The sequence below is a fragment of the Micromonospora sp. AKA38 genome (assembly GCF_027925725.1).
Lineage (GTDB): Bacteria > Actinomycetota > Actinomycetes > Mycobacteriales > Micromonosporaceae > Micromonospora.
The window spans coordinates 991,220-1,013,559 of sequence record NZ_BNEI01000002.1; the positions used below are offsets into that span (position 1 = coordinate 991,220).

The 22,340-nt window shown below is 74.6% G+C and carries 24 protein-coding genes; 10 read left to right on the forward strand and 14 right to left on the reverse strand.

Annotated elements, in window-relative coordinates:
• The first annotated feature begins 5 nt into the window (after positions 1 to 5).
• Complete coding sequence (locus TPA0908_RS08080; RefSeq protein WP_281936125.1) at positions 6 to 1,187, forward strand: threonine synthase; 1,182 nt, start codon at positions 6 to 8, stop codon at positions 1,185 to 1,187.
• 34 nt (positions 1,188 to 1,221) lie between these two features.
• On the opposite strand, the gene TPA0908_RS08085 is transcribed toward TPA0908_RS08080, so the two are convergent.
• The 3 genes from TPA0908_RS08085 to TPA0908_RS08095 all read right to left on the reverse strand — a co-directional run bounded on the left by TPA0908_RS08085 (position 1,222) and on the right by TPA0908_RS08095 (position 2,904).
• The gene (locus TPA0908_RS08085) at positions 1,222 to 1,614 is read right to left on the reverse strand and encodes a cupin domain-containing protein (protein WP_281936127.1); all 393 of its coding nucleotides are present in this window, start codon (positions 1,612 to 1,614) and stop codon (positions 1,222 to 1,224) included.
• Between the two features lie 250 nt (positions 1,615 to 1,864).
• Positions 1,865 to 2,269: a hypothetical protein gene (locus TPA0908_RS08090; RefSeq protein ID WP_281936129.1), complete on the reverse strand. Its 405-nt coding sequence runs from the start codon at positions 2,267 to 2,269 to the stop codon at positions 1,865 to 1,867.
• Positions 2,270 to 2,436: 167 nt separating this feature from the next.
• Positions 2,437 to 2,904: a septum formation initiator gene (locus TPA0908_RS08095; protein ID WP_281936131.1), complete on the reverse strand. Its 468-nt coding sequence runs from the start codon at positions 2,902 to 2,904 to the stop codon at positions 2,437 to 2,439.
• Between the two features lie 103 nt (positions 2,905 to 3,007).
• On the opposite strand from TPA0908_RS08095, the gene TPA0908_RS08100 reads away from it, so the two are divergent.
• Positions 3,008 to 3,700, forward strand: coding sequence for a response regulator transcription factor (locus TPA0908_RS08100; RefSeq protein WP_281936134.1), 693 nt, complete (start codon positions 3,008 to 3,010; stop codon positions 3,698 to 3,700).
• Entirely contained in the window at positions 3,697 to 4,977 is a 1,281-nt protein-coding gene (locus TPA0908_RS08105; RefSeq protein WP_281936136.1) for a sensor histidine kinase, read from the forward strand. Before TPA0908_RS08100 ends, TPA0908_RS08105 begins: the two co-directional genes overlap by 4 nt.
• 12 nt (positions 4,978 to 4,989) lie before the next feature.
• Here TPA0908_RS08105 and TPA0908_RS08110 read toward each other — a convergent pair whose 3' ends face one another.
• Positions 4,990 to 5,760, reverse strand: coding sequence for a maleylpyruvate isomerase N-terminal domain-containing protein (locus TPA0908_RS08110; RefSeq protein ID WP_281936138.1), 771 nt, complete (start codon positions 5,758 to 5,760; stop codon positions 4,990 to 4,992).
• Positions 5,761 to 5,913: 153 nt separating this feature from the next.
• On the opposite strand from TPA0908_RS08110, the gene TPA0908_RS08115 reads away from it, so the two are divergent.
• A complete protein-coding gene (locus tag TPA0908_RS08115; RefSeq protein ID WP_281936140.1) occupies positions 5,914 to 6,528 on the forward strand; it encodes a PepSY domain-containing protein in 615 nt (204 codons plus the stop codon).
• Between the two features lie 51 nt (positions 6,529 to 6,579).
• Here TPA0908_RS08115 and TPA0908_RS08120 read toward each other — a convergent pair whose 3' ends face one another.
• A complete protein-coding gene (locus TPA0908_RS08120; RefSeq protein WP_281936142.1) occupies positions 6,580 to 7,926 on the reverse strand; it encodes a cellulose binding domain-containing protein in 1,347 nt (448 codons plus the stop codon).
• 185 nt (positions 7,927 to 8,111) lie between these two features.
• Between TPA0908_RS08120 and TPA0908_RS08125 the strand changes: the two genes are divergently transcribed.
• Positions 8,112 to 9,230: a beta family protein gene (locus TPA0908_RS08125; protein WP_281936144.1), complete on the forward strand. Its 1,119-nt coding sequence runs from the start codon at positions 8,112 to 8,114 to the stop codon at positions 9,228 to 9,230.
• A 1-nt stretch (position 9,231) separates the two neighbouring features.
• Here the strand turns inward: TPA0908_RS08125 and TPA0908_RS08130 are convergent, their stop codons facing one another.
• Positions 9,232 to 9,513: an iron-sulfur cluster biosynthesis family protein gene (locus TPA0908_RS08130; RefSeq protein WP_281936147.1), complete on the reverse strand. Its 282-nt coding sequence runs from the start codon at positions 9,511 to 9,513 to the stop codon at positions 9,232 to 9,234.
• A 233-nt stretch (positions 9,514 to 9,746) separates the two neighbouring features.
• Here TPA0908_RS08130 and TPA0908_RS08135 point away from each other — a divergent pair, with 233 nt between their 5' ends.
• Both TPA0908_RS08135 and dacB read left to right on the forward strand, forming a co-directional pair.
• Positions 9,747 to 10,463, forward strand: coding sequence for an MIP/aquaporin family protein (locus tag TPA0908_RS08135; protein WP_281936148.1), 717 nt, complete (start codon positions 9,747 to 9,749; stop codon positions 10,461 to 10,463).
• A gap of 64 nt (positions 10,464 to 10,527) precedes the next feature.
• Entirely contained in the window at positions 10,528 to 12,111 is a 1,584-nt protein-coding gene (gene dacB, locus TPA0908_RS08140; RefSeq protein ID WP_281936150.1) for a D-alanyl-D-alanine carboxypeptidase/D-alanyl-D-alanine endopeptidase, read from the forward strand.
• 22 nt (positions 12,112 to 12,133) lie between these two features.
• Here dacB and TPA0908_RS08145 read toward each other — a convergent pair whose 3' ends face one another.
• From TPA0908_RS08145 to TPA0908_RS08160, 4 genes are all read right to left on the reverse strand, one after another.
• The gene (locus tag TPA0908_RS08145) at positions 12,134 to 12,445 is read right to left on the reverse strand and encodes a hypothetical protein (protein ID WP_107162369.1); all 312 of its coding nucleotides are present in this window, start codon (positions 12,443 to 12,445) and stop codon (positions 12,134 to 12,136) included.
• A 98-nt stretch (positions 12,446 to 12,543) separates the two neighbouring features.
• Complete coding sequence (locus TPA0908_RS08150) at positions 12,544 to 13,422, reverse strand: hypothetical protein (RefSeq protein WP_281936154.1); 879 nt, start codon at positions 13,420 to 13,422, stop codon at positions 12,544 to 12,546.
• Positions 13,423 to 13,589: 167 nt separating this feature from the next.
• Positions 13,590 to 14,603: a hypothetical protein gene (locus tag TPA0908_RS08155; RefSeq protein WP_281936156.1), complete on the reverse strand. Its 1,014-nt coding sequence runs from the start codon at positions 14,601 to 14,603 to the stop codon at positions 13,590 to 13,592.
• Positions 14,604 to 15,454: 851 nt separating this feature from the next.
• Positions 15,455 to 16,048, reverse strand: a complete 594-nt coding sequence (locus TPA0908_RS08160; RefSeq protein ID WP_281936158.1) for a pentapeptide repeat-containing protein — start codon at positions 16,046 to 16,048, stop codon at positions 15,455 to 15,457.
• Between the two features lie 66 nt (positions 16,049 to 16,114).
• Here TPA0908_RS08160 and TPA0908_RS08165 point away from each other — a divergent pair, with 66 nt between their 5' ends.
• Both TPA0908_RS08165 and TPA0908_RS08170 read left to right on the forward strand, forming a co-directional pair.
• Positions 16,115 to 17,347, forward strand: coding sequence for a serine hydrolase domain-containing protein (locus tag TPA0908_RS08165; protein WP_281936160.1), 1,233 nt, complete (start codon positions 16,115 to 16,117; stop codon positions 17,345 to 17,347).
• An 89-nt stretch (positions 17,348 to 17,436) separates the two neighbouring features.
• Positions 17,437 to 18,078 carry an NAD(P)-dependent oxidoreductase gene (locus TPA0908_RS08170; protein ID WP_281936161.1) on the forward strand — a complete coding sequence of 214 codons (642 nt, stop codon included), beginning with the start codon at positions 17,437 to 17,439 and terminating at the stop codon, positions 18,076 to 18,078.
• Here the strand turns inward: TPA0908_RS08170 and TPA0908_RS08175 are convergent, their stop codons facing one another.
• Both TPA0908_RS08175 and TPA0908_RS08180 read right to left on the reverse strand, forming a co-directional pair.
• A complete protein-coding gene (locus tag TPA0908_RS08175) occupies positions 18,079 to 18,543 on the reverse strand; it encodes a PPOX class F420-dependent oxidoreductase (RefSeq protein ID WP_281936162.1) in 465 nt (154 codons plus the stop codon). It abuts the gene before it with no gap.
• A 31-nt stretch (positions 18,544 to 18,574) separates the two neighbouring features.
• Positions 18,575 to 19,216 carry a DUF6642 family protein gene (locus tag TPA0908_RS08180; protein ID WP_281936164.1) on the reverse strand — a complete coding sequence of 214 codons (642 nt, stop codon included), beginning with the start codon at positions 19,214 to 19,216 and terminating at the stop codon, positions 18,575 to 18,577.
• A gap of 214 nt (positions 19,217 to 19,430) precedes the next feature.
• Between TPA0908_RS08180 and TPA0908_RS08185 the strand changes: the two genes are divergently transcribed.
• The gene (locus tag TPA0908_RS08185; RefSeq protein ID WP_281936166.1) at positions 19,431 to 20,207 is read left to right on the forward strand and encodes a D-Ala-D-Ala carboxypeptidase family metallohydrolase; all 777 of its coding nucleotides are present in this window, start codon (positions 19,431 to 19,433) and stop codon (positions 20,205 to 20,207) included.
• Positions 20,208 to 20,284: 77 nt separating this feature from the next.
• Here the strand turns inward: TPA0908_RS08185 and TPA0908_RS08190 are convergent, their stop codons facing one another.
• Entirely contained in the window at positions 20,285 to 20,818 is a 534-nt protein-coding gene (locus TPA0908_RS08190; RefSeq protein ID WP_281936168.1) for a hypothetical protein, read from the reverse strand.
• 87 nt (positions 20,819 to 20,905) lie between these two features.
• Positions 20,906 to 22,327, reverse strand: coding sequence for an ATP-binding protein (locus TPA0908_RS08195; protein ID WP_281936170.1), 1,422 nt, complete (start codon positions 22,325 to 22,327; stop codon positions 20,906 to 20,908).
• Positions 22,328 to 22,340: the final 13 nt, after the last annotated feature.

The following is a 22,340-nucleotide window of genomic DNA, read 5'->3' on the forward strand; positions in this document are numbered from 1 at the left end:
CCACCGTGCACCTGACGCACCTGGAGTGCCCGCGCTGCGGCCTGGAACACCCGGCCGACAAGCTGCAGAACCTGTGCGACTGCGGGTCCCCGCTGCTGGCCCGCTACGACCTGGCCGCGGTGGCCGCCACCGTGACGCCGGAGCAGTTCGGGCTCCGCCCGGCCGACCTGTGGCGTTACCGGGAACTGCTGCCGGTGGCCGATCCGCGGTTCGTCACCACGCTGGGCGAGGGCTGGACGCCGATGTGGCACGCCCGGGCGTACGGCCACGAGATCGGCGTGGCGGAGCTGATCGTCAAGGACGAGGGGCTCACCCCGACCGGGTCGTTCAAGGCGCGCGGCGCGGCGGTCGGCGTGAGCCGGGCGAAGGAGCTGGGCGTCGAGCGGATCGCCATGCCGACCAACGGCAACGCGGGCGCGGCCTGGGCGACGTACGCGGCCCGGGCCGGGATGGGCGCGACGATCGCCATGCCGCTGGCCGCGCCGACCATCTGCCGCCAGGAGTGCCTCGCCGCCGGCGCGGACCTGCGACTGGTCGACGGGCTGATCAACGATGCCGGCCGGGAGATCGCCGCGCTGGTCGCCGCCTCCGGCGGGCGGATCTTCGACGCCGGCACGCTGCGCGAGCCGTACCGCCTCGAGGGCAAGAAGACCATGGGGTACGAGATCGTCGAGCAGCTCGGCTGGCAGGTGCCCGACGTCATCATCTACCCCACCGGCGGCGGCGTCGGGCTGATCGGCATCCACAAGGCGCTGCACGAGCTGCGCGAGCTGGGCTGGGTCGAGGACAAGCTGCCCCGGCTGGTGGCCGTGCAGTCCACCGGCTGCGCGCCGATCGTGCGGGCGTTCGCGGCCGGCGAGGCGCGCGCCACCCCGTGGCGGGACGCGCACACGCTCGCGTTCGGCATCACCGTGCCGGCCCCGCTCGGCGACGAGCTGATCCTCGCCGCGTTGCGGGACAGCGCCGGCACCGCGATCGCGGTGGACGACGCGGAGATCGTCGCCGACCTGCGCGACTTCGCCGCCCGGGAGGGGCTGCTGCTGTGCCCGGAGGGCGCGGCCTGCCTGACCGCCGCCCGGCACCTGCGCGCCGGCGGCTGGATCCGCCCCAACGAGCGCGTCGTCGTCCTCAACACCGGCGCCGGCATCAAATACCCCGGCCTGGTGCAAGGCGGGGCCCCTTCTTAACGCTTCAGGTATAGGAGGGGCCCCTTCTCACCAGTCAGGACGTGGGCGGCTCGTCCTCGCCGGCCTCCTCGGCGGCGTCCGCCTCCTCCTTCGTCTTGTGCACCGCGCCGTCGGCGTGCTCCGGCGGGCCGTAGACGGTGTAGAGCACCAACGGGTTGGGCCCGGTGTTGACGAAGTTGTGCTTCGTGCCGGACGGCACGACCACCAGGTCGCCGGCGACGACCTCCTTCTTCTCGCCGGCCACCCGCGCCTCACCGGTGCCGCTGACGAACGTGAGGATCTGGTCGATGCCCTCGTGGACCTCCTCGCCGATCTCGCCGCCCGGCGGGATGGTCATGATGACCAGTTGGGTGTGCTCCCCGGTCCAGAGCACGCGGCGGAAGTCGGGACTCTTCTCGGCGACGGTCGCGATCGTGAAATGCTCCATGGCCCGCTCATACCCCGTTCGTGTGCCCAGCACGCCGGGACTGGCAGATGGTGGAATTCCCCACGCCGGTCAGGTTTGGACCCCCGCCGGACGGGCATCAGCAGTCGACAAGACCGGTTGCGAGCTGGGCCGGTCGAGCCAGGTCCCCGCTGACGTACCGCCGTACGGCTGCGACGGTGGGAGACGGCCAGAGCGCGGCGACGTGACGACCGGACGGTCGTGCGGCGCCGTGCGCTCGTGTCCGGCCCGCTCAGGCGAGCACAGCCAGGTGGAACGGCCGATCCGCGTGCCCGCTCGCGGCGTGCGTCTCGACGAAGACCGCGTTGGCGATGCCAACCCGGGGGGCCACCGTGATGACGCCCTGCTGGGCGAGCCCGCCCCCGCTGGCGGGGCCGACGGTCCCGACGTAGGCCGCCCCGGCGACGTCCTGGTCGAACGCCACCTGGTACATCCCGGCGGCGAGCCGGGTGGCCGAGGTGGCGCCCAGGCCGCGGACCAGCGTGCCGTTCGCGTCGACGACGGCGAACAACACCCGGGCGGTCGGCGGCAGCCCGGCCGACGAGCACGAGTCGATCTGCGCGTCGACGTACGCGGCCTCCCGCGCGCTCGGGGTGGGCTGGCCGGTCGCTCCCCTCCTCGATCTGGGGCTGGACATGGTGGTCCTCTCTCCCACCGGTACGCCGGCAGGAGGCGTTCGTGATGCGTCGGGCGATCAGCGGCGATCACTCCCCCTGCTCCTCGAAGCTATGTCGCCCCACCGCCCACCAACCACCGACAGCGCTGTCCGATCTTGGACAGTCAACGGCTCTGAGCTGCGAATACTCAGTCCTCCGGGTCCCGTGTCGGCACTCCGCCCCGGCAGCGCAGCCGCACCTCGTACTCCCGACCACCGCCCACGAAGCGGACCTCGACGTGATCGTCGGGCCCCCGGTCGGCGTCCTTCGTCAGGTACCCGGGCGCCGGGGACGACGCCACCACGCGCACGCCGCCCGGCCCGCACTCGGCGAGCACGCTGCCGCCGTCCGTCACGAAGCCCCGCTGGGCGCCGGTCGGCGTCGCGGCGCCGGACCGCGTCCCGGTCGGCGTCGCGACCGGGCTCACGCTCGTCGCGCCACCCGCCCCCGGATCGGGTACGGCGAGCGCGCGGGCGACGTCCCGCTCGGTACGCACCCCGCCCGCGGTGCCGGTGATGCCCGCGCCGGCCAGGTCGACGGCGGCCAGCCCGACGAGCGTGGCCGCCACGGTCGTGGCCAGCCAGCCGGTGACGGCGAGGAGGGTACGGCGATCCATGCCCCGAGTCTGCCCCGCGCCGGGTCGGGCCGGTCGTAGGGCGACGCTAAGGTCCGGTTAACGGACCCCGTCGCCGGCCCGCCGAACGGCTACCCTCCCTTGCGTGGCGCGCCTGCTGCTCATCGAGGACGACCTGACCATCCGCACTCCGCTGCTGCGCGCCCTCCGGGAGTACGGGCACGCCGTCGCCGCGGCGTCGACCGCCCTGGGTGGGCTGCGTGACGCCCTGGACGACCGGCCCGACCTGGTCGTGCTCGACCTCGGGCTGCCCGATCTGGACGGCGCCGAGCTGCTGCGGATGCTGCGCGCGGTCAGCCCGGTGCCGGTCGTGGTGGCGACCGCCCGCGACGACGAGGTGGAGATCGTGCGCCTGCTCGACGCCGGCGCGGACGACTACCTGGTGAAGCCGTTCACCGCCGCGCAACTGGACGCGCGGATCCGCGCGGTGCTGCGCCGCTCGGCCGGCGACGGCGCGACGGAAGCGGCGCTGGTGCTCGGCGGGCTACGCATCGACAGGCGGTCCCGGCAGGTCACGCTGGACGGCACGCCGGTGGAGCTGACCCCACGCGAGTTTGACCTGCTGCACCACCTCGCCGGCCGCCCCGGGCAGGTCGTCACGAAGCGGGAACTGCTCACCGAGGTCTGGCGGATCCCGTACGGCGGCGCCGACAAGACGGTCGACGTGCACCTGTCCTGGCTGCGCCGCAAGCTCGGCGAGAGCGCCCAGGCGCCCCGCTACCTGCACACGGTGCGCGGCGTGGGGGTACGACTCGACGTGCCGGAGCAGGACCGGTGAGGCGCCGGCTGACCCTGCTGGTCGCGGCCGTCGGGGTGCTCGTCATGGTCGCGTTCCTGGTGCCGCTGGCCGTGCTGGTGCGCACCGTCGCCGCGGACCGCGCGACCGCCCGGGCCACCGCCGACGTGCAGCTCCTGGTCACCGTGGTCGGCACCGCCACGCCGGAGACCGTCCGGCTGACCGCGGACCAGCTCGCCGTCGACACCGGCCGCGAGGTGAGCGTCTTCCTCGCCGACGGCACGGTGCTCGGCGCGCCGGCGCCGCGTACCCCGGCGGTCACGCTGGCCGCCCGGGGGCAGAGCCTGACCGTCGAGTCCGCCGCCGGGCGGGAGGTGGTGGTCGCGGTGCAGGGCCGCCCGGAGGGGACCGGGGTGATCCGTACGCTGGTCCCCCGCGCCGAGCTGACCGCCGGGGTGACCCGCGCCTGGCTGGTGTTGGCGCTGCTCGGCGCGCTGCTCGTGCTGGTCGGCCTGGTGGTCGCCGACCGGCTGGCCGGCACGCTGGTCCGGCCGATCACGGCGTTGTCCGCCGTCTCGCACCGGCTCGCCAACGCGGAGCTGGACGCGCGTGTCGAACCGGCCGGGCCGGCCGAGTTGCGCGAGGTGGCGGGCGCGTTGAACCACCTGGCCGAGCGGATCCAGATCCTGCTGCGCGAGGAACGCGAACAGGTGGCCGACCTGTCCCACCGGCTGCGTACCCCGTTGACGGCGCTGCGGCTGGAGGCCGAGTCGTTGCGCGACCCGGACGACGCGGCCCGGCTGACCGCGGCGGCGGACGGGCTGGAGCGGGCGGTGACCGGGGTGATCCAACGGGCCCGGTGGCGCAGCGGCACGGCGGCCACCGGCGGGGGCTGCGACGCGGCCACCGTGGTCGGCGAGCGGGTGACGTTCTGGTCGGTGCTCGCGGAGGACACCGGCCGGACCGTGACGCTCGACCTCGACCCCGGCCCGCTACCGGTGCGGCTGAGCGGCGACGAGCTGGCCGCCGCCGTGGACGCGTTGCTGGGCAACGTCTTCGCCCACACGCCCGACGGCACCCCGTTCACGGTGCGGCTCGCGGCGGAGCCGGACCGGGTGGCGCTCACCGTGGCCGACGCCGGCCCGGGGTTGCCGCCCGGCCCGGTGCGACGCGGCGCCAGCCGGGCCGGGTCGACCGGGCTCGGTCTGGACATCGCCGAGCGGGCCGCCCGCGCGAGCGGCGGTGGGCTGGAGTTGTCGGCCGCCGCCGGTGGCGGGGCCCGGGTGGTGCTCCGGCTCGGTGCCGCGCCGTCTGCCTGACGGCCCCGCGCCCTACTCCGGCTCCCACTCGACGAGCTTGTCGAACAGGCCCCGGTCACCGTCGATCTTCAGCGCGTCCAGCGGGATGCGGCCGTAGAAGGACAGGACCAGGTCGCCGGCCGTGCCGTGGGCGGCGGCGTCGGCCGGGCCCGCGCCACCGGCCGGATCGGGCAGGCGGGCGGCCGTCACCCCGTCGGCGGAGAGCGACTGACGCCAGGAGCGGCCCTCGGTGCTGTGGTAGTCGACGGAGGCGGGCCCGTGCGGCCAGCCGGCCGTGGTGGTGCAGCAGGTGAACAGGAACTCCTCCACCCCGTCGAGTGCCACCTCGACCGGCAGCGGCTGCGCGTCGCCCACGGTGAGCTGGGCGTCGTAGGTGTGCACCGCGACCTCCTGGAGCTGGTGCCGGGCGACCGCACCACAGGTCGACGGCGACTGCGACGTCCCCCACCAGGTCCAGCAGCCGCGGTCCGGGCCGGCCGCCCGCAGCGCGTCCAGGAGCTGCCGCGTCGACGTGGCCAGCCAGTCCAGCAGCGCGGCCCGCTCCCGGGGCGCGGGCGGGCCGGCCGGCACCACCTTGGCCGGGGCACCCGGCCCGGCGGCCACCGTGGCGGCCCAGGATCGGCGCCCCTCGCCCAGGTGCCGGGCCAGGTCGAACAGCGTCCACTCCGGACAGGTCGGCACCTGGACGTCCAGGTCGGGCGCGGCGGCGACCGCCGCCCGGAACGCGGTCGACCGTTCGTCGATCAACCGCAGCAGCTCGGGAAACTCCAACGTCTCGGACACCCCGGCTGTCTACCACCGTGCTCCGGCGACGGACAGCGATTTTCCCGGCCGACGACGATCACACGCCTTAACCCGGCGTTGTCTGTCGGCTAGCGCGGCCCCGACCGTCCGGCGCGCAGTCTCGACGACACGAACCGAGGAAAGGTGGCAACCATGCGACGTACCTCCCTGATGCTGGCGGCGGCCGGTGGAGTCGCCGTGCTGGCGGTGACCGGCGCGGCGCTCGGCACGACCGCGGCGGACCGGTCGACCGGCCGCACCGCCCCGGCCGCCGTGACCGTCGAGGACAACCCGGCCCGGACCGGCACGGGCGGCGAGGACAACCCGGCCCGGTCGGCGACCGGCGGCGGGGACGACCGGGCCCGCCGGGGCACGGCCGACGACGACCGCGCCCCGGCGGGCACCGGTCGGGAGGACGACCCGGCCCGCCGGGGCACGGACGACGACGCGGGTCCGGCGCGGGCGGCCGGCGGCACGGTGAGCCGGCAGCGCGCCGCCGAGGTGGCGCTGGCCCGCACCGGGGGTGGCCGGGTCACCGAGATCGAGGCGGAGACCGAGCACGGCCGTCCGGCGTGGAGCGTCAAGGTCACCCGCGACGGCTGGCGTCACGAGGTCAAGGTCGACCGGGCGACCGGCGTCGTGCTGGAGGCCGAGCGGCAGCGGGCCGGCACGGACGACCGGGGTGGACGCGACGACCGGGGTGGACGCGACGACCACGGTTCGCACGACCGGGACGACGACCACGGTCGCCACGGCGACGACGACTGAACGCCGGCCGGGGCCGGGTGCGGAGCGGATCCGCGCCCGGCCCCGCCGTGGTCACCGCAGCGTGCAACTCACCTCTGTCGGCGGCTGGTTGTCGCCGGAGACGACCAGACCCCAACTGGTGGTGCCGCCGGCCGGCAGCGCACCGTTCCAGGACGCGTTCGTCGCGGTCACCCGCGCGCCGGACTGCGTCGCGCCGGCGTTCCAGGCGTTCACCAGCCGCTGCCCACCGGCGAAGGCGACCTCACTGCGCCAGCCGGTGGCGGCGGACGTGCCGGTGTTGCGGACCGTCACCTCGGCCTGGAAGCCGCCGGCCCACGCGCCGGTGACCGTCCAGGCCGCCGCGCACCCCGATCCGGTCGGCGACCCGGTCGGGCTCGGCGACCCGGTCGGGCTCGGCGACGCGGTCGGACTCGGCGACGCGGTCGGACTCGGCGACCCGCTCGGCGGGGCCGACGGGCCGTCCGACGTGGTGTAGCTGACCGGCGTGTACGCGGCGGAGCAGGTGCCGCCGCACGAGGCCGGCAGCGCGAACCGGTACACCCGGCCGCCGCCCACCAGCGCGCCGGTGACGTCCCGCACCCGGATCTGGAAGTCGACGCCGCCGGCGGTGGTGGCGCCGAGCACGTACGACTGGCCCATGTCGCTGTTCATGGTGGCGGCCCGCCACACCCCGTCGGCCAGGTACTCCACCCCGTGGATGCCGTTGGGCAGGTGGGAGACCGCGATGGCCGGCCAGTACCGCTGGGCGCCGCGCAGGAACGCGATCCGGAGGTCGCCGGAGTAGCCGGGCGCCGGCACGAACGACCAGGAGACCTGCCGGTTGTTCCAGTGGCTCGGATAGAGGTCACCGACCGGGACACCGCCGCGCGCGAAGCGGTTCAGCGAGGCGGTGGACAGGTCCAGATGGTTCCGGTCGTCCCGGCACCAGGCGTTGCCGTCGCCGCAGGAGTCGGCGACCACCATGGTCAGGGTGGCGCCGTTGTAGCCGTCGGCGACCCAGGAGCCGTTGCGGCAGAACGGCTGCCCGGGCGCGCCGTCGTTGGTGCCGGTACACCGGTCCCCGATGGTCACCCGGACGAACCGGCCGCAGTTGAGGCCGTTGTTCCACAGCCCGATCCGGCTCGCCTGGTCCGGTGGCAGCGGCCGGACCGGATAGGACGTGTAGTCGCCGGGCAGGTCGTAGACGTTGAGCGCGACGAAGTCCGGCGAGTCCAGTTCGGACTGCGGCAGGCCACAGCCGCCGTACGGGGAGCCGAGGCCGTCGAAGTGGGTGGCGTTGCCGGTCACCGGCGCGGGCGGGTCGTCGACCGCGAGCGCGGGCAGTTGACCGGCGACGAGCAGCGCGGCCGCGGCGGCGGTCAGGGCCGCGCCGAGCCGGAGGCGGGACTGCGGGGTCATGGGGTGGCCTTCCGGGCGGGCCGACCCGGGCACGGGGCGGCTCAGGGGTGGTCATGGTTGCCCGTCCATGCCCGGCCGTGCCCGCGGAGACCATGCCACCACCGTGCCCTCCGCCGTGTCAACGGGGACGCTGACCACCCGGAAGGAGGTGGTGACGGAGAGCAATCGAACCGCTACATTGAAGTATGGTGTCCGCACCCGGCGGCTGGCCGCCGGACCCGGTCTACCGTCCCGTGCTGGCCGGCCGACGGGGCGAGTTGGAGGCCCTGGCCCACCTCGACGACACCGCCGCCGCGCTGCTCGCCCCGATCGTCGACGTGCCGGCGGACGAGCCGGACCCGGTGGCGGCGCTGCGACGGCTGCCCACCACGCTCCTGCCGGCCGTCGACGTGTCGGCGCTGCCGGACACCCCGGAACACGACCCGGTCCACTGGGGCGTACCCCTGATGCCGGTGATCGGGCTCGCGGAGAGTGACCGGCGGCTGGGCGCGCACGGCGCGGCGGCCCGGGCCGGGGCGGGCCGGGCGGTGGTCCGGCTGCGGATCGGGCCGGACCGGGTCGGCCCGGACCGGGTCGGCCCGGACGCCGCCACCGCCGCGGCGGAACGGGTGTGGCGGTCCACCGGGCTGGTGCCGGAGCAGTGCGACCTGCTGCTGGACGCGGGCGACGTGTGCTGCCTGGCCGACGTCCGGCTGGCCGAGCCACGGGTGCGACGCGCGGCGGAGTGGGCCCGGCGGCACGCCTGGCGCACGGTCACCGTGGCGGCGGGCGGGATGCCACCGGCGCTGTCCCGGCTCCCGGTCGACGAGCCGGTACGCCTGGACCGCTACGACTGGTTGCTCTGGCAACGCCTGGCCGACCTGCGACTGGGTTACGCCGACTATGGGGTGGGCTGCGCGGCACGCGACGCGGACGCGCCCGGCGACCGGCTGCCGACGCTGCGGTGGGCGGACCACGGCGCGTGGTGGATCTACCGCTGGTGCCGGCGGGGTGGCCGGGGCGACGAGCGCCTCGCCGACCTGTGCCGCACGCTGGTCGCCGCCCCGCACTGGCCGGCGGCCGGGTCGGGCTTCTCCTGGGGCGACCACGAGGTGTTGCGCCGGGCCCGGCGCGGCGCGGGTGCGGGCTCGCCGGCCAACTGGATCGCCTGGAGCACGTCACACCACCTGGCCCACGTGCTGGCCGCGCTGGTCCGACCGGACCGGGAGCAGCGCGGCGGTTCGTGGCGGCCCGGCCAGGACGCGCCGGAGTGGGGGCGCGCCGGCCGGCCGCAGCGCGGCGGGGAGGCCCGCCGCGCCGGCTGAGTCACTCCTTCTCGGTGAAACCGAACTGGACCACGCCCTCCTCGTCCACCACCGCGTCGACCGAGGTGTCGTCGAGCAGCTCGGCGGCGTCCGGGTCCAGGAAGATCCGCGCACCCTGGTCGTCCACCACCTGGTCGCCCTGCACGGGCGCCGGGACCAGCTCGATGGAGAGCGCGCCGGCCTCGGTGTCGGCGGCGATGCGCAGCCCACCCGCGTCGGCCACGTCCTGCTGGGCGGCGAGGTCACGGATCACCAGGACGGCGTTGTCGGTCATGGTCAGCATGGCGGAACTCCTCATGGCTGGTTTCTCGGATTCGCGGGCGACTCGGCCCACGCGGTCGGCTCGCGACCCGGAAGCGGACGAAACGCTGCTTCGCCGCAATACAGGGGGCGGTCGGACAGCCCCTCACCACCCACCGTGCCCGCTGCCGGCGGATCCGTCAAATAGAGCCGGGTGAACGGGCCTGAGCAGCGGTTTCTCCTCCGATCCGCCGGGCGGCTCCCTATGCTCGGGGCATGGACGACCCGCGCAGGTACGTCGCCGAGTTCCTCGGCTCGCTGCTGCTGATCTTCTTCGGCGTGGGCAGCGCCGTCTTCGCCCGGGTCTCCGGTGGCGTGGTGGTGGTCGCCCTGGCATTCGGCTTCACCATGCTGGCGCTGGTCTACACGATGGGGCCGCTCTCCGGCAGCCACATCAACCCGGCGGTGACCCTGGGCGTGCTGCTCTCCGGGAAGATCTCCCCGGTGGGGGCGGTGCTGTACTGGGTCGCGCAGTTCGTCGGCGCCACCGTCGCCGCGTTCGTGATCTGGGCGCTCACCAGGTGGGGTGACGTGGCCGACCAGACCGGCGCGCTCGGCACCAACGGGTACGGCGCGCACATCAACCTGGGCGGCGCCGCCGTGCTGGAGACGGTGCTGACGTTCCTCTTCGTCCTGGTGGTGCTGGTGGTGACCGGGCGGGGTGAGCACGCCGCGTTCGCCGGGGTGCCGATCGGTCTCGCCCTGGCCGCCGCGCACCTGGTCGGCCTCACGCTGGACGGCACCTCGGTCAACCCGGCGCGGTCGTTCGGTCCGGCCCTGTTCCAGGGCGGCACCGCGCTGCGCCAACTCTGGGTCTTCATCGTCTTCCCGCTGCTGGGCGGCGCACTCGCCGCCCTGGTCGCACCGCTCCTCCTGCCCCGGGACGCGAGCGGGCCGGAGGCTTCGCAGCGGATGGGCACGCCGCGGACCTGAGTTCGGCAATAACCTTTCGCTCCGGGCTCTTTCCCGCAGGAAAGCACCATGGCAGCATCTGCACATGCATCGTCGTCTCTTTCCCCGGGCGCTCGCGGCGCTGGTGCTGGTCGCCACCGCGGCCACCGCCGGCACCACCACCGCCACGGCCGACGCGCCCACCCCGGCGCAGACCCGGCTGCACGCGACCATCGACGCGATCCTCGCGGACAGCCGGCTGGACGGTGCGCAGGCGGGCGTGGTCGTGGTCGACACCACCACCGGCCGCACGCTCTACGACCGCAACGGGACCCGCCGGCTCGTCCCCGCCTCCAATACCAAGCTGCTCACCTCGACGGCGGCGATGGAACTGCTCGGCCCGGGGCACCGCTTCACCACCGACGTCAGCGCCGCCGGGCCGCGCCGCGCCGGGCTGCTCTCCGGCGACCTCTACCTGCGCGGCGGCGGCGACCCGACCATGCTCGCGGCGGACTACGACCGGCTCGCCGCGCAGGTCGCCGCCGCCGGCGTACGGGTGGTGACCGGCGACCTGGTCGCCGACGACACCCGCTACGACCGCACCCGGCTCGGTCCGGACTGGACCTGGGACGACGAGCCCTACTACTACGCCGCGCAGGTGTCCGCGCTGACCGTCGCGCCGGACACCGACTACGACGCCGGCACCGTGATCGTCGACGTCGCGCCGGGCGCGCGGGCCGGAGTCCGGCCGAAGGTCTCGATGACCCCGGACAACGGCTGGCTGCACATCGACAACCGGGCCGAGACGGTCACCGGCGGCGAGACCACCGTCTCCATCGAGCGGGAGCACGGGAGCAACACCGTCGTGGTGACCGGCCAGATCGCGGTCGGCCAGGCCGCCGAGAGCGACTGGGTGACGGTCTGGGAACCGACCGGGTACGCCGCCGACGTCTTCCGGTCCGCGTTGCGCCGGCACGGCGTACGGGTCCTCGGCCGGACCGTGCTCGGCACGGCCACCCCGGACACCGCCCGGCCGCTGGCGCGGCACGACTCGATGCCGCTGGCCGACCTCATGGTGCCGTTCCTCAAGCTCTCCAACAACGGGCACGCCGAGGTGCTCACCAAGGAGCTGGGCCGGATGCTCTCCGGCTCCGGCACCTGGGCCGCCGGCCTGGCCGCGATCGGTGAGTACGTCGGCGACGCCGGAATGGACACCGGCACACTGCGCCAGCGTGACGGCTCCGGTCTGTCCCGACGCAACCTGATCCCGCCCGCCCAGTTCGTGACGCTGCTCTCCGCGGTGCGCGCCGAGCCCTGGTTCGACACCTGGTACGCCGCGCTGCCGGTGGCCGGCAACACCGACCGGCTCGTCGGCGGGACGCTGCGCAGCCGGATGACGGGCACCGCCGCCGCGAACAACGTGCACGCCAAGACCGGCAGCCTGACCGGCGCGTCCGGCCTCTCCGGCTACGTCACCGACGCCGACGGCCGGCTGCTGGCCTTCTCGATCGTCCTCAACAACTACCTGACCTCGTCGGTCAAGGGGCTGGAGGACCAGATCGCGATCGCGCTGGCCACGTACACCGAGAAGGAGACGGCGACCGCCCGGCGGACCGTGCCGACCGCACCGGACTCACCACGGGTGCCGGAGGGGCGGGAGTGCTCCTGGGTCAAGCCGGCGTTCTGCTGACCGACTCGCGCCGGCCCGGCGTTCAGGCGCCGGGCCGGTACGGGCGCGGGGCGGCGGCGGGGTCGCCCCGCTCGACCAGCGCGTCGATCTCGGCCGGCGGCAGTCCGCGCAGCGTGAGCACCCGCCGGCCCCAGCGGTGCAACCGGCACGGATGCGGGCTGGCGTCGTTGCGGCAGATGGTCCCGCCCGACCAGGACCGTGGCGCGTGCACCACCACCGCCCGCACCGCGAACTGGACGTCCTCCACCGTCACGTACGGCGGCAACGGGATGTCCCGCAACACACCACGATCGGAGGACTGGCGGGCAGGGGCGAGAGGCGTGGGACGGCTCATCGGTCGAACCTCCACAAAGGATGGACGGACGGGGACCTCGGAAAGGTACGTCGGTCGACCCGGCGCGCGACGGACAAACTGTCCCGACGGTACGCGGATCAGCGCAGCGCGACGGCCTGGAGGCTGACGTTGCCGCACTGCCCGAGGGACTCCTCCACGGTCCAGCTCAGCAACAGCTTCGCACCGCGCGGCGCGCGGAACCGGACGGTGAAGTCGGTGGTCAGCGCGGTGTGCGGGTCCTCCATCCGGAGCGTGCTGACCGGCCCACCGGCGATCCGCACGTCGAGCCGGCCACGGGCCATCCAGAGCCCGGCGTAGAGGTGCACGGTGCGCGACTGCCCGTCGGCGGTCACCGCGAGACGGAAACCGCTGCCCTGTTCGCAGGTGTAGACCCCGGACATGGTGCCGCTGGCCGAAGCCACCGGCACGCCGTCCCGCCAGGCGTACGCCTCCGGGTTGTTGCTGAAGCTCTCCCGCCGGCCCCGGCCGCCCTCGTCCCGGATCGCGCCGGAACCGCCCCGCTTGCGAACCGTCCGGTCGCCGCCCAGCAGCCCCCAGTGGACCCAGTCGACGGTGCCCACGGCGGTGAGGTCGACCGAGGCGGGCACCTCGGCCCGGCTGACCGCGACCGTCGGTGGCGCCATCGTGGACGGTGAGGGGCTCGGGGACGGCGAGGGGCTCGGGGACGGCGGGCGCTGCCGGGGGCGCAGGCCGGGGGTGGCGACCGCGCCGTCGGCTTCGCCCGGCAGCCCGACCCGGCCGGTCGGCGCCACCGGCAGGGCCGCGCTCTCCTCGCGCGGCGCGTCGTGCCGCTCGGTGCCGAGGTAGGCCACCAGCGCCGCCAGGCAGAGGAACGCGGCCAGGCCCTCCAACGCCATCCGCCGCCGGCGCCGCAGTCGGCGCAGCGCGGACCGGGTACGCGGGTGGCCCTCCCGATGCGAGCCGGGGCCGGTTCGCGAACGGTCCTCCTCGCCCACCACACCTCCGCTTCGTCTCACGCGGCGCCGCCGGAAGCGGCCGGAGCGTGACGGGCTTCACGGTGTCACCGCCCGGCCGTTTGCGCCATATGTGAGCCGACGGGCGTTTCCCGTTCGTTACCAAGAGGTAGCAGAACGGACCCGTCGCCGTCCAGCCGAGCGGCGGGTCAGCTTACTGTGATCGCTTCCAGCGACACCCCGTCGTTCTGCCCGCCGGTCACGGCGAGCGCCCGCCAGGTGATCAGCAGCCGCTGGCCGCGAGGCGCCCGGAAGTGGATGACGTACTGGTAGAAGCGGTCGCCCTGGGCCATGGCCACCTCCCGGACGGCCGGATCACCGCCGCCGGAGAGCGAGACGTCGAGCCGGGCCCCGGCCGAGAACACACCGACGAACAGCCGGACGGTCCGCAGGTCCCCGCCGCCGGCCACACCGAGCCTGAAGGCCTTGCCGGCACCGCGCTGGAAGACGCCCGTCCGGTTGCTCTCCTGCCGCACCGTCGGCGTGCCGTCCGTCCAGCTCAGGCCGGACACCCCGGCGTTGTGCTCCAGCCGGTCGCCGCCCGGGTCCTCGATCTCGCCGGTGCCGCGCTGCTTACGCTGGACGCTGTCCGCGCCCGCGCCGCCCCAGTGCCGCCAGTCCCGCGTGCCGAGCAGGGTGAGCGACACCGCCGGCGGCACCGGCTCCTGATCCACCCCGAGCAGCGGGTCGCCGGGCAGCGCCGGGTCGCCGGTCACCGGCACGACCGTCGGGGGCGCCGCCGTCGGCGCCGGTGCCGGCGTCGTCGGCCCGGCGGCCGGCACGGCCCGGCCACGCTCGGGCGGCGTCGGCGACCGGGCGGAGTACGCCAACGCCACCACCGACGCGGTCAGCGCGGCGGTGGCCAGCACGGCTCGCCGACGCCGGCGGCGGGCCCGGGCGGCAGCGACCCGGGTGGCCCCGGCCTCGCTCGCGGGCCGCGCCGTATCCGGGCGGAGAGCGTGCCGCAGCCGGGTCGCGAACGGGCCGGCCAGGCCGGTGAGCCGGGTGCGGAGACTCTCCGGCGCGGTGTGCCGGCCGGCCAGCGCCGGCATCCCGTCCCCGAACGGGTCCCCGTCCACCGCCCGCAGGCCGTCCCGCGCCCGCAGGCCGTCCCGCGCCCGCCGGCCGGCACGCTCCGGCCGGGCCGACGTCTGAGCCGGCACCGGACCGGCCGGCCCTGGCCCAACTGGCCCGAGCCCGCCCGCTTCCGGCCCCGGTCCACCCGCGCCGAGCCCGCCCGGTCCCGAGCCCGGTTCAATCGGACCGAGCCCGTCCGGTCCCGGCCCAACCGGACCGAGCCCAGCCGGCTGGGGCCCGCTCGGCCAGTGCCCAGACGGGGCATGCCCGACCAGCGGGGCCAGCCCAGGCGCGGGCCCGCCGGACGCGGGGCCGAGCGGCGCGGGCACGGTCGGTGCCGGTGCCGGTGCCGGTGCTGGTGCTGGTGCCGGTGCTGGTGCTGGTGCCGGTGCTGGTGCTGGTGCCGCATCGTCGATCGGGGAGACGGCCGGGGCGGCCGGTTCCCACGCGCCGTCGTCCGGCTCGCCGGCGAGGCGACGCGGAGCGGCCGGCGGTTGCGGCGTGGCGACGGGCTCGACCGGCACGGCGGGCAGCCAACCTCCGACCCGCATTCCGGACTGCGTGAGTTCCTCCTCAGCCACCGCCCCTCCCTCGGCCGCCGGAGTCGGCGACCATCACCGCGGCTCGCCGCAGGGCAGGATGACACATGCTTCGATCTCCGAGAAGCGGTCGACACAAACCAATTTCGTCGCTCCCACCCCGGGCGTGTCGGCCGGGAGAAAGGATTCCGTGGGAAGCGATATACCCGTGGGTCATAAATATGACACAGCGGTATGTCGCTTCAGAGGAGTCGTCCTCGACAGGGTGTAACGCACCGTGACGACCGAGGCCCGGACCTCCAACCGGCCGGGCCGGGCGCGTGACGCCGGCCGACAGCGCGACGGCATCGGCGGGGCGGGGCGGTCGGGCGACCACGGAGGCGGGCGGGGCGGCCGGGTCAGCCGACCTGGAAGCCGAGCGCCTGGACCAGTGTCACGGCCTGCTCCACGTCGACCCGCGCCCCGGCCCGTTCCACCGCGGTCGGGTCGAGCGCGGACAGGTCGCTGCCGCGCAGGTCGGCGCGGGTCAGCTTGGCGGCGTGCAACTGGGCTCCGGACAGGTCGACGCCGGTGAGCACCGCGCCGGTCAGGTCGGCGCCGGTCAGGTCGGCCTCGCGCATGCGTACGTCGGTGATCCGGGCGCCGCGCAGGTCGGCGCCGGGCAGCGCGACGAACGACCAGTCGCCGCGGTCGACCCGGAGCGGGCGCAGGTCGCACCGGTCGAAGGTGCTGCCGACCAGCTTGCAGCCGGTGAACTCCGCCTCGAACAGGTTGCAGCGGGTGAACGTGCAACGGGTGAACGCCGAGTCGACGTGTCGGGAGGCGTTGAACGCCACGGTGCCGAAGACGCACTCCGTGAACACCGCACCCCGGCTGACCGCCTCGGTGAGGTCGACGTCGAAGAACTCGCAGCGCACGAAGTGCCGATCGACCAACTCTTCCGCGTACCAGTCCTGCTGGCGGTAGGTGACGTCCTCGACGGGCTCCGGCATGCCGCCGACACTAGTGTGGCCGGCCGACACTTCCGGCTCGCCGTACCGGCGGGTAGGTTCGCGGGGGTGAGCGTCGCAGTCAGCACCGATCCCGGCCGTGTCGGCTTCGATCCCGCCCGACTGGCGCGGATCGACGAGCACTTCGCCCGCTACGTCGACGACGGCCGGCTCGCCGGCTGGCAGGTCGTCGTCACCCGCCGGGGCGAGATCGCCCACTCGTCGACGTACGGGCTGCGCGACCGGGAGGCCGGCACGCCGGTCGAGGCGGACACGCTCTGGCGCATCTACTCGATGACCAAGCCGATCACCTCGGTCGCCGCGATGATGCTCTGGGAGCAGGGCCGGTTCGAGCTGACCGACCCGGTCAGCCGCTGGCTGCCGGAGTTCGCCGACGTCCGGGTCTACGACCGGGGGTCGGTGCTCAAGCCGTACACCCTGCCGGCCACCGAGCCGATCCGGATCTGGCACCTGCTCACCCACACCGCCGGCCTGACGTACGGCTTCGCCCAGGTCTCGGTGGTCGACGGCCTCTACCGGGCGGCCGGCTTCGACCTGGGCGTGCCGGCCGGCGCGGACCTGGCCACGGCCTCGGCCGGCCTGGCCACGCTGCCGCTGCTGTTCCAGCCCGGGACGAGCTGGAACTACGGCGTCTCCACCGACGTGCTGGGCCGTCTGGTCGAGGTGGTCTCCGGGCAGTCCCTGGACGCGTTCTTCGCCGAGCGGATCCTGCGCCCGCTCGGGATGACCGACACCCGCTGGTGGGTGGACGAGGCAGACGCCAAGCGGCTCGCCGCGCTCTACGCCCCGCACCCGGCCACCGGTCAGGCGGTACGCGCCGACGGCATCGGCCGGGCCGCGCTGGCGGCGCCGGGCTGGCACTCCGGCGGCGGCGGGCTGGTCTCCACCGCCGCCGACTACCACCGCTTCACCCAGTTCCTGCTGCGCGGCGGCGAGCTGGACGGGGTGCGCCTGCTCGGCCCCCGCACGGTCCGCTTCATGACCCGCAACCACCTGCCCGGCGGCCGGGACCTCGCCTCGTTCTCCCCGGAGGGGTTCTCCGAGACGGTGCTGGACGGGATCGGCTTCGGACTGGGCTTCGCCGTAGTGCTCGACCCGGTGCCGGCCCGGGTGCCCAGCAGCGTCGGCGAGTTCTACTGGGGCGGCATGGCCAGCACGGCGTTCTGGGTGGACCCGGTGGAGGAGGTCACCGCGCTGCTGTTCACGCAGCTCATGCCGTCGAGCACGTACCCGCTGCGCAGCCAGTTGCGCCAGCTCGTCTACTCCGCGCTGGTCGACTGACCCCCGGCTGAGCGGGCAGAACCGGCCGGGGCCGGCCGGTTCCGGCGGAACGGCACCCGGCCGGCGGCCGGCTGCCTAGCCTGTGAGGCATGAGCGACATCGTCGTGTTCGGCGCCGGTGGGACGGCGGGCTCCCGGATCGCCGCCGAGGCGGCCGAGCGGGGGCACCGGGTCACCGCCGCGGTACGCCGGCCGGAGGCGGTCGGCTACCTGCCCCCGGGCGTACGCACGGTGACCGGCGACGCCACCTCGGCGCGGAGCGTACGCGAGCTGGCCGAGGACGCGGACGTGCTGGTGGTGGCCATCGGCGGAGGCGAGCGTGACCTCTGGCGGGACGCCGCGCGGACGCTCGTGGACACGCTGCGGGGAATGCCCGACCCGCCGCGGGTGATCCACGTCGGCGGCGGCGCGACGCTGCTCACCCCGAGCGGCACCCGGTTCCTGGACGAGCCGGACTTCCCCGCCGAGTACCGCGACTCGGCGCAGGGGCAGGCGGACGCGCTGGCGTTCTACCGTTCCTCGGCCGACGGGGTGACCTGGACGTACGTCTCCCCGCCGCCGTTGGAGTTCCACCCCGGCGAGCGGACCGGGCACTACCGCACCGGCACGGACCACCCGGTGACCGACGCGCAGGGCCGCTCGGTGCTCACCTACGAGGATCTCGCGGTGGCGATCGTCGACGAGATCGAGAACCCCCGGTTCGGCAACGCGCGGTTCACCGCCGCGTACTGATCAGTCGGCGAGCCGGGCCGGGAACCCGCCGGTGGCGATCGGCCCCCAGGACTCGATCGTGACGCGGATCAGCGACTTGCCCTGCGCGACCATGGCCGCCCGGTACTCGTCCCAGTCCGGGTGCTCGCCGGAGATGCTGCGGAAGTAGTCCACCAGCGGCTCCAGCGCCTCGGGCAGGTCGAGCACCTCGGCCACGCCGTCGACCTGCACCCACGGGCCGTTCCAGTCGTCGGAGAGCACGCAGGCGGAGACGCGCGGGTCGCGGCGGATGTTCGTCACCTTGGCCCGCTCCGGATAGGTGGAGATGACCAGCCGGCCCTCGGCGTCGACGCCGCAGGAGACCGGGGACGACTGCGGGCGGCCGTCGGCCCGGGTGGTCATCAGCACGACGCGGTGCCGGGGGCGGAGGAACTCGGTCAGGGCGTCCCGGTCGACCCGGGTGTTGCGCGCGATGCTGCGTGGCATGCCTCGGTTCTACCAGGCCGGCGGCCGGATCTCAGCGCGGGCGGCCGGCGGCCCGGCGCGGGGCGACCTGCTCGGGCACGCGCGGGCGGGCGGTGGGCCGCCAGGCGCGGCCGTTGGCGTAGATCACCCGGAAACCGAGGTACGCGGCGAGCGGCGCCCAGTGCGCCGAGCCCATCCGCAGCTCGGCGGCATTGTGCCGCTGCCCGTTGGCCAGCACGTCGAGCAGCACGGTCTCGAACGCGGCCGACTCGACCCAGTCCACGTCGCGGGTGAAGCCGCAGATCAGCGCCGCGCCGGTGACCTCGAGGAAGCCGCGCAGCGTGGCGTCGGAGGCACGCAGCACCGAGCAGCTGCCGAAGTAGAGGCGACGCCCGTCGGCGCGGCCGGCCATCCGCTCCGCCACGTCGGACAGCTCGACCGAGTCCCAGTCGGTGAGGCAGAGCCGGCTCGGCTCGCCGTGCATGGCGAAGAACCCGACGCGATGGTCCGCGTACTGCTTGAGCAGCCAGCGGTCGAGGAAGTAGAACAGCTCGTCCCGGGTGGCGGCGTCCTTGTGGATGTAGCGGATCCGGTTCAGTCGTTCGAGCAGTTCGAGCGTGGGCAGGACGGAGCCGCGCTCGTTGAGGTCGCGGTGCCACTGCCCCTCGACGCAGAACACGCCGCCACGCGCCATCGCCCACCTCCCCTGCCCGCGGGGCTCGCCCGCCCGGGGGTCGATCCGGGCCCGGGAGCAGACGTTACCGCTCCCCTCCGACCATGACCGAATGTGAGAACAATTTCCGCTAATCACCACGAAGAGGCCCGCCGAATGTCACGGTGAGAAGGACGGGACGCGGTGGTCGATGTGCCGTCCCGACCCCATTTCCACTCTGATCGGGAGGACTCCTGTGCGCGTCAACACCCTGAAGCGGGCGGCCGTCGCGTTCGCGCTGGCCCTGCCCGGGGCGGCGGTCGCGACGGTCGTCGCCGCACCGGCGGCCCACGCCGACGGTTGCTACACCTGGCCCCGCACCTTGTCGCAGGGGCGCTCGGGCGAGGACGTCCGGCAGCTCCAGATCCGGGTGGCCGGCTGGGCCGGGTACGCCGGCATCGTCCGGGTCGACGGCCGGTACGGCCCGGAGACGACCGCCGCGGTCAAGCGTTTCCAGTCCGCGTACGGACTGCGGGCCGACGGCGTCGCCGGGCCGCGGACCTTCGCCAAGATCTACGACCTCCAGGACAACGACTGCACCCCGAAGCACTTCAGCTACGCCGAGCTGGACAACGGCTGCGGCAAGGGCGGGTGGAGCGGGGGTCCGCTCTCGTCGTCCGCCACCCGGGAGAACGCGGTACGCACCATGTGGAAGCTGGAGGCGCTGCGGCGCAGCCTCGGCGACAAGCCGCTCTACGTCACCAGCGGATTCCGCAGCATCGCCTGCAACCGGCAGGTCGGCGGCGCCACCGACAGCCAGCACCTGTACGGCAACGCGGCCGACCTGACCTCGCGGGACCGGACCCTCTGCGAGATCGCCCGGTCGGCCCGGGACCAGGGCTTCAGTGGCATCTACGGCCCCGGCTACCCGGATCACGACGACCACACGCACGTGGACTCGCGCCGGGAGAACACCCGGGACAAGTCGACGAACACCACCGACTGGTCGGCCCCGGACTGCGGAATCAACTGATCCGGACGCACGACGGCCCGACGCGGGGGGTGGGGGCGCCCCGCGTCGGGCGCGCCGGCCGTGACCCGTACCCGGGGTCAGCTCGCCCGGGGCCAGCGCGGCCGGGCCGCGGGGGCCGGCCGTGCGGCGCCGGGCCGCAGGCCGGGCCGCACCGGCGGCGCGACAACCCGCGGGACCGGGCCACGCGCCTGGCCGGCGACCGGACGGGCGGCCGGGGCCGCGCCCGGCCGGGCCGCCTGACCCGCGCCCGGCCGGGCAGTCTGCGCCGTGCCCGGGCGGGCCGCCTGGACGGCCGGTCGGGCCGCCGACGGGCCGGTCAGCACGAACGGGAAGGGCACGTGCACGAACGGGTTGCCGTGCCGGATCAGCGCGTCGATCTGGCGCTCGTTGAGGCCGTGTGTCGCCAGCACCCGGCGCCCCCAACGGTGCAACCGGCAGGGGAACGCCGCCCCGTCGTTGCGGCACTTCGGCCCCGCGGGCCACTCCTCGGCGGCGTGCACCACCACCGCCCGGACCGCGATGCGGACGTCCTCGGGTGTCAACGGCGCCGGCATCGGCACCTCGCCCAGGACCTTGTCGATGGGATCCGTCGACTGCTCACCAACACGCACGGCAGGCCTCCCGCAGCTCGGCAGCGGTGCGGCGGACCGGCCGCACCACATCCTCGCCCACTGGTACGGCCGGACACCGGCGACAGTTCAATCCCGCCACGCGGTGAGCAGTTCCTCCGGCCCGAGGACGGTGACGCCGTCGACGGCGCGCCCACTGCGGACCACCGCGACGGTCGGGGTGTCTTCGTCCGCGCCGGGGAGGCGTGCCCGATGGTGAAGCAGCCGGCCCAGGTCGTGGGCGTCGAACGCCGCCTGTTCCAGCCACTTGATCGAGCCAACGAACGTGATGCGCCTGGCCACCGGAGCACGGTCGGCACCGACGAGGTCGATCTCGGGATCGTTGGTACGTGTCCAGTAACCGTTCACCACGGCCGTGTCGGCCGGAAGATGGCCGGACGGCAGCCGGCGTAGTGACTCACGGATGACCGGTTCGACCGCGCGTCCTCGCCAGGAGGTCCACGAGGAGTCGATCCGGTTCAACGTCAGGTCTCCCCGGCCACGCTCGATCTCCGGCAGGTAAGGGCCGAGGAAGGCGAGCCAGAAACGGAGGTACGGGTCGGCGACGACATAGCGGGTCTCGCGGGAGGGTCGGGTGGACAGGGGAAGAGCGGCCTCGACGATCCTCTTCTCGGTGAGCAGGCGGAGCGCGCGGTGCAGCGACGCCTGCGGGATTCCCGCCGCCCGGGCGAGCGACGAGAAGGTGCGTTCCCCGGCACCGATGGCCCGGAGCACCACGTCCGGTTGGGACTGCGGGGGAAACTCGGCCGCGAGGGCCCGCTCGCCACTGACGAGCAGCGCGGAGGTGGGGTCGACGACCGCGTCGGCGAGGTAGTCGCGCAGACCCGCACCGGGTGCCCAGTCGTCCACCACGAGGGGCAGGCCACCGGTGACGAGGTAGGCGTCGATGGCATCGGCCGGCGGCAGATCCAGCATCTCGCCCACGTCGCCCGGACTGAGCGGCGGGATCACCATCTCGGTGGCGCGCTGGTGGAAGGGACGGCCGTAGTCGTTCAGCGCCTCCATCATCGCGAGGTCCGAACCGATGCCGATCACCAGAACCGGCCGGCGGGACAGTTCCCGGTCGAAGACCTTCTGCAGGGTGCCCTCGAAGCCGGGATCGGTGGCGATCAGATACGGCATCTCGTCGATGACGACGACACTGGGCCGGTCGGTGGGCAGCGCGGCGGCGAGCAGCGTGAGCGCGGCGTCCCAGGTCGCCGGCGTCTGTGCCGTGAACAGCCCCGCGTCGGGCAGCGTCGAGTCGGCCGCGGCGGCGACGAAGAGCGCGAGATCGGCGGCGGTGGTGGGCTGCGCCGAGGCGGTGAAGAAGAGGTGAGGCACGCCCGCCCGCTCGACGAACTCCTCCACCAGGCGGGACTTGCCGACCCGGCGGCGGCCCCGCATGAGCAGCGCCCGCCCCTGGCGGCCGGCCCGACCGCCGCGTGCGACGCGGCTGAGCACCCCGTCGAGTTGAGCCAGCTCACGGGTCCTGCCGACAAAACCGTCCACGCGACCACCTGGA

Coding starts and splice junctions, on each gene's coding strand:
- TPA0908_RS08085 (WP_281936127.1), bottom strand. CDS start 1,614: ATGGAGCATTTCACGATCGCGACCGTCGCCGAGAAGAGTCCCGACTTC.
- TPA0908_RS08090 (WP_281936129.1), bottom strand. CDS start 2,269: ATGTCCAGCCCCAGATCGAGGAGGGGAGCGACCGGCCAGCCCACCCCG.
- TPA0908_RS08095 (WP_281936131.1), bottom strand. CDS start 2,904: ATGGATCGCCGTACCCTCCTCGCCGTCACCGGCTGGCTGGCCACGACC.
- TPA0908_RS08115 (WP_281936140.1), top strand. CDS start 5,914: ATGCGACGTACCTCCCTGATGCTGGCGGCGGCCGGTGGAGTCGCCGTG.
- TPA0908_RS08120 (WP_281936142.1), bottom strand. CDS start 7,926: ATGACCCCGCAGTCCCGCCTCCGGCTCGGCGCGGCCCTGACCGCCGCC.
- TPA0908_RS08125 (WP_281936144.1), top strand. CDS start 8,112: ATGGTGTCCGCACCCGGCGGCTGGCCGCCGGACCCGGTCTACCGTCCC.
- TPA0908_RS08130 (WP_281936147.1), bottom strand. CDS start 9,513: ATGCTGACCATGACCGACAACGCCGTCCTGGTGATCCGTGACCTCGCC.
- TPA0908_RS08135 (WP_281936148.1), top strand. CDS start 9,747: ATGGACGACCCGCGCAGGTACGTCGCCGAGTTCCTCGGCTCGCTGCTG.
- dacB (WP_281936150.1), top strand. CDS start 10,528: ATGCATCGTCGTCTCTTTCCCCGGGCGCTCGCGGCGCTGGTGCTGGTC.
- TPA0908_RS08145 (WP_107162369.1), bottom strand. CDS start 12,445: ATGAGCCGTCCCACGCCTCTCGCCCCTGCCCGCCAGTCCTCCGATCGT.
- TPA0908_RS08160 (WP_281936158.1), bottom strand. CDS start 16,048: ATGCCGGAGCCCGTCGAGGACGTCACCTACCGCCAGCAGGACTGGTAC.
- TPA0908_RS08170 (WP_281936161.1), top strand. CDS start 17,437: ATGAGCGACATCGTCGTGTTCGGCGCCGGTGGGACGGCGGGCTCCCGG.
- TPA0908_RS08175 (WP_281936162.1), bottom strand. CDS start 18,543: ATGCCACGCAGCATCGCGCGCAACACCCGGGTCGACCGGGACGCCCTG.
- TPA0908_RS08180 (WP_281936164.1), bottom strand. CDS start 19,216: ATGGCGCGTGGCGGCGTGTTCTGCGTCGAGGGGCAGTGGCACCGCGAC.